A 217-nucleotide genomic window follows, 5' to 3' on the forward strand; every position below is an offset into this window, starting at 1 on the left:
CCGAGGGCACCCGCCGCGCCAACTTCAATCACCGTCCCGATGTTATTGGACAGCAGGTTCATGCCGCCGGTCAGGTACTCGGTGACGCCTCGGGCTTGATTCGCCTCCCCGATATAGCGCTGGATCTCGTTGGTCAGACGCATGAAGGCGACGGCCACCGTCACCGGCATGGCGTCCGCCTCTTCGCCCATCTTCTTGATCTGGCTGGACAGCTTCA

At 62.2% G+C, this 217-nt stretch carries 1 protein-coding gene; it reads right to left on the reverse strand.

Annotated elements, in window-relative coordinates; all coding sequences use genetic code 11:
- Positions 1 to 217: hypothetical protein (locus tag ACM0OY_RS40705; protein ID WP_414574350.1), on the reverse strand; the 217-nt coding region annotated here is incomplete at both ends.

This window comes from Nostoc sp. CCY 9925, assembly GCF_963920935.1.
Classification (GTDB): domain Bacteria; phylum Cyanobacteriota; class Cyanobacteriia; order Cyanobacteriales; family Nostocaceae; genus Nostoc.